We start from the raw sequence: 3420 nt of genomic DNA, 5'->3' as shown, positions 1-3420 counted from the left end.
TTATCGGGACCGGTAAAGCTGCTTCAGGCAAATCATCATCACCGGTGCCAAAGAAAGAATCAAAAGCGGATACTGCTCCAAAAGAGGAAGAACGGGAGTCTGTACAACAAGCTCCGGCTGCAAGCGGATCCGAGCCGCAAAGAGTTGGAAGCGACGGCCGCTTCTTCTCTCCGTTGGTACGATCTATTGCCAAAGAGGAAGGAATCAGCCAGGAAGAGCTGGAATCTATTGAAGGCAGCGGAAAAGATCATCGCGTAACCAAGGATGATGTTCTTCAATATCTGGAAGATCGCAAGGCAGGAAAAGTGAAGGCACCGTCTGCTTCGAAGAGTAGTGGACTCTCTAAACCGGGAGCCACAGGAAGCAGCTCCGGGAAGATTTCTGCGGGTGAGTTAAACATCACCGGGCCGGATGAGAATGTGGAGGTGATTAAGATGGACCGTATGCGCAAGATGATTGCGGAGCATATGGTTCGATCCAAGCAGACTTCTGCTCATGTAAGTACCTTCAGCGATATTGATGTAACAAATATAGTGAAGTGGCGAAACGCCAATAAGAGGAAATTCCAGGAGCAGACCGGAATTAAGCTAACCTACACTCCAATTTTCATCGAAGCGTTTATTAAAGCGATCGGTGAATTCCCGCTGCTGAACAGCTCTGTGAACGGAGATGAAATCATCCTTAAAAAGGATATCAACTTTGGCCTGGCTGTTGCCCTGGGTGAAGGCGGTAAAGGTGGATTGATTGTGCCGGTTATCAAAAAAGCGCAGGATCTGAACTTGGTTGGCATTGCCAAAGCAGTGAGCGACCTTGCAAACAAAGCCCGAAATAAAGAGCTGAGTCCGGACGATCTTGTTGGCGGGACAATCACTCTTACAAATTACGGAAGTGTGGGTAACCTGATGGGAACTCCGATTATCAATCAGCCCCAGGTGGCAATCCTTGGAACCGGTGTAATCGAGAAACGACCGGTTGTCATGGAAACCTCACAGGGTGATATGATCGGCATTCGCCACATGATGTACTTGACTATGAGCTACGATCACCGAATTATTGACGGTGCTCACGGCGGTGCATTTACAACCCGAGTGAAGGAGCTGCTGGAGAATTTTGATCCGAACCGGGCAATTTAAATTAGTTTAGAAACCCCGGTGATCGATAGATGACAGCAAGTTCCCCGGAATGACATAACAGCTGATTTAGAGAAGCGGCATAAGTGATTATGCCGCTTCTTTTGTTTAGTTTACAGAAAAAATTGTGGTACGAAATGGACGTTTATAAATCGATTGATGAGGTTCGGGGTGCAATCAAAAAGTTTAAATCTGACGGGAAGCGCATTGGATTTGTCCCCACGATGGGTGCACTGCATGAGGGGCACCTCTCGTTAATTCGATTAGCCAAAAAGCACGCTGATGTTATTGTTGCATCTATTTTTGTAAATCCTGAACAGTTTGGACCAAATGAGGATTTCGACAGCTACCCGCGAGAGCTTGAAGCGGATCTCAACAAATGCGAAGATGAGGGAGTGGCAATCGTTTTTGCACCCAATCGGGATGACGTTTACGACAAGAAAAAATATATCCGTATTGAGGTTGATGAACTGAATCGGCATATGTGTGGCGGAAGTCGCCCCGGGTTTTTTGAGGGTATTTTATTGATTGTAAATAAACTGTTTAACATCATATCCCCCGACGTGGCTGTATTTGGACAGAAAGATATTCAGCAGTTTCAGATAGTGAGTCAGATGGTGCGCGAGTTTAACCACGATATTGAACTGGTTATGGCGCCGATTGAGCGGGCCAACGACGGCCTGGCATTGAGCAGCAGGAATAAATATCTGTCTGATGAAGAGCGGGAAATTGCACCGGGTCTCTACCGGGCACTAACCTATGTAGAAAGGCAGATAAAAAGTGGGGTAGAAACCCCTTCACTACTTCTGAAGCATCAAAAGAGTGAGCTGGAAGCAAAAGGTTTCAAAATTGATTATCTTAATGTGTTTGACAAAAAAACGTTACGGCCGGTTAATGCGTTAAAAGAAGGCGGTGAGTATATTCTTGCCGGCGCAGCCTGGCTGGGCAAAACGCGTTTGATAGATAATTTTTTGATTGAATTGTAAGTAGTACACGTTGTTATGAAGCTTTCGATGTTTAAATCCAAACTGCACCAGATGCGGGTAACCGAGGCGAACCTGATGTATGAAGGGAGCATCACTATTGATGAGGATTTGCTGGATATGGCAAATATTCTTCCCTATGAAAAAGTACAGGTTGTGAATATAACTAACGGTTCGCGCTTGGAAACATATACAATTCCCGGCGAGCGCGGAAGCCGGATTTGCTGCCTGAACGGTGCTGCTGCCCGTCTCACTCAGGTTGATGACCGGGTGATTATTATGGCCTATGCGCAGATGGATCCCGAAGAGGCCAGAAACTACAAGCCGACTGTGGTTGTGGTGGATGAAAATAACGAACCGAAGGATGTTCTCGAAAATGTAAGCCACGGCAAAAAATATGGTCTCGAAAACGGAATGATTGAAAATCCTGACTGATCCAATAGAATGTAGAAATTAAAAAAGCCCCGATTTGAGAATCTCAGATCGGGGCTTTTTTGTGCTCTTTTTGAACCTCCGTTAATTCCCTCTTTTAATAAGAAGGGAAATAAAGTTTCAAAACAGTGTGATACCTATTGAATTAGCCGGAATACTCAGGCAGCAGTTCAAAAAACTTCGCAGAGGTTTGAATCCCGCGATGGAAATCTTTCAGGGAAAAACTCTCATTCGGTGAATGCAAGGCGTCTTTTGTGAGACCAAAACCCATCAGGATGGAGTTGACACCGAGCACTTTCTTAAAGTCGGCAACAATTGGAATGGATCCGCCTTCCCTTGCAAACAACACATCTTTTTGATAAACCTCTTCAAATGCTTTTGCGGCTGCTTTCAGTCCGTAAAAATCGAGGTCGATGACTACCGGATGGCCGCCATGATGTTCCTCAACATCGACTGTTACCGTATTGGGTGCAATCGATTTCACATAATCGGCAAAAAGTTTAGCGATCTTCTTGGGATCTTGATCGGGTACTAATCGCATGCTAATTTTGGCTCCGGCTTTTGCAGGAAGTACGGTTTTGGCACCTTCACCCTGATATCCGCTCCACAACCCATTTACGTCCAGAGTGGGTCGCGCAGACGCTCTCTCCAATGTGCTGTATCCTTTTTCTCCGTGAACTTCTTTCAGATTTAGATTCTTCTTGTAGTCCTCTTCATCAAAAGGAAGCAGTTTGTACGCTTCCCGCATCTCAGCTGTCATCGGTTCCACATCGTCGTAAAAACCGGGAATCTGAATGACACCGTCCTCATCTTTCAATTTTGCGATTATTTCAGCAAGAGCATTGGCAGGGTTTTCAACGGCGCCACCATATACT

General features: G+C 45.7%; 4 protein-coding genes. 3 read left to right on the top strand and 1 reads right to left on the bottom strand.

Translation table 11 applies throughout. From position 1 onward, the window contains the following. From BG260_RS06315 to panD, 3 genes are all read left to right on the top strand, one after another. Window positions 1-1133, top strand: a 1133-nt coding sequence (locus tag BG260_RS06315; protein WP_141691532.1) for a dihydrolipoamide acetyltransferase family protein, incomplete at its 5' end; no start/stop codon positions are given. Window positions 1134-1267: 134 nt separating this feature from the next. Then, on the top strand, window positions 1268-2116 hold the full coding sequence (gene panC, locus BG260_RS06310; protein WP_069131120.1) for a pantoate--beta-alanine ligase: 849 nt from the start codon (window positions 1268-1270) through the stop codon (window positions 2114-2116). Window positions 2117-2131: 15 nt separating this feature from the next. Beyond that, window positions 2132-2548: an aspartate 1-decarboxylase gene (gene panD / locus BG260_RS06305; protein WP_069131119.1), complete on the top strand. Its 417-nt coding sequence runs from the start codon at window positions 2132-2134 to the stop codon at window positions 2546-2548. A 142-nt stretch (window positions 2549-2690) separates the two neighbouring features. On the opposite strand, the gene BG260_RS06300 is transcribed toward panD, so the two are convergent. Continuing rightward, the coding region (locus tag BG260_RS06300) for a M20/M25/M40 family metallo-hydrolase (RefSeq protein ID WP_141691531.1) at window positions 2691-3420 on the bottom strand (730 nt) is incomplete at its 5' end.

The sequence above is a fragment of the Rhodohalobacter halophilus genome (assembly GCF_001715195.1).
Lineage (GTDB): Bacteria > Bacteroidota > Rhodothermia > Balneolales > Balneolaceae > Rhodohalobacter > Rhodohalobacter halophilus.
The sequence above is the reverse complement of the archived record's forward strand: the minus strand, read 5'-3'. Positions and strand labels throughout refer to the sequence as shown.

What these genes read in the sequence shown, in the direction of transcription:
- panD (WP_069131119.1), top strand. Translation starts at nt 2,132, where the DNA reads ATGAAGCTTTCGATGTTTAAATCCAAACTGCACCAGATGCGGGTAACC.
- panC (WP_069131120.1), top strand. Translation starts at nt 1,268, where the DNA reads ATGGACGTTTATAAATCGATTGATGAGGTTCGGGGTGCAATCAAAAAG.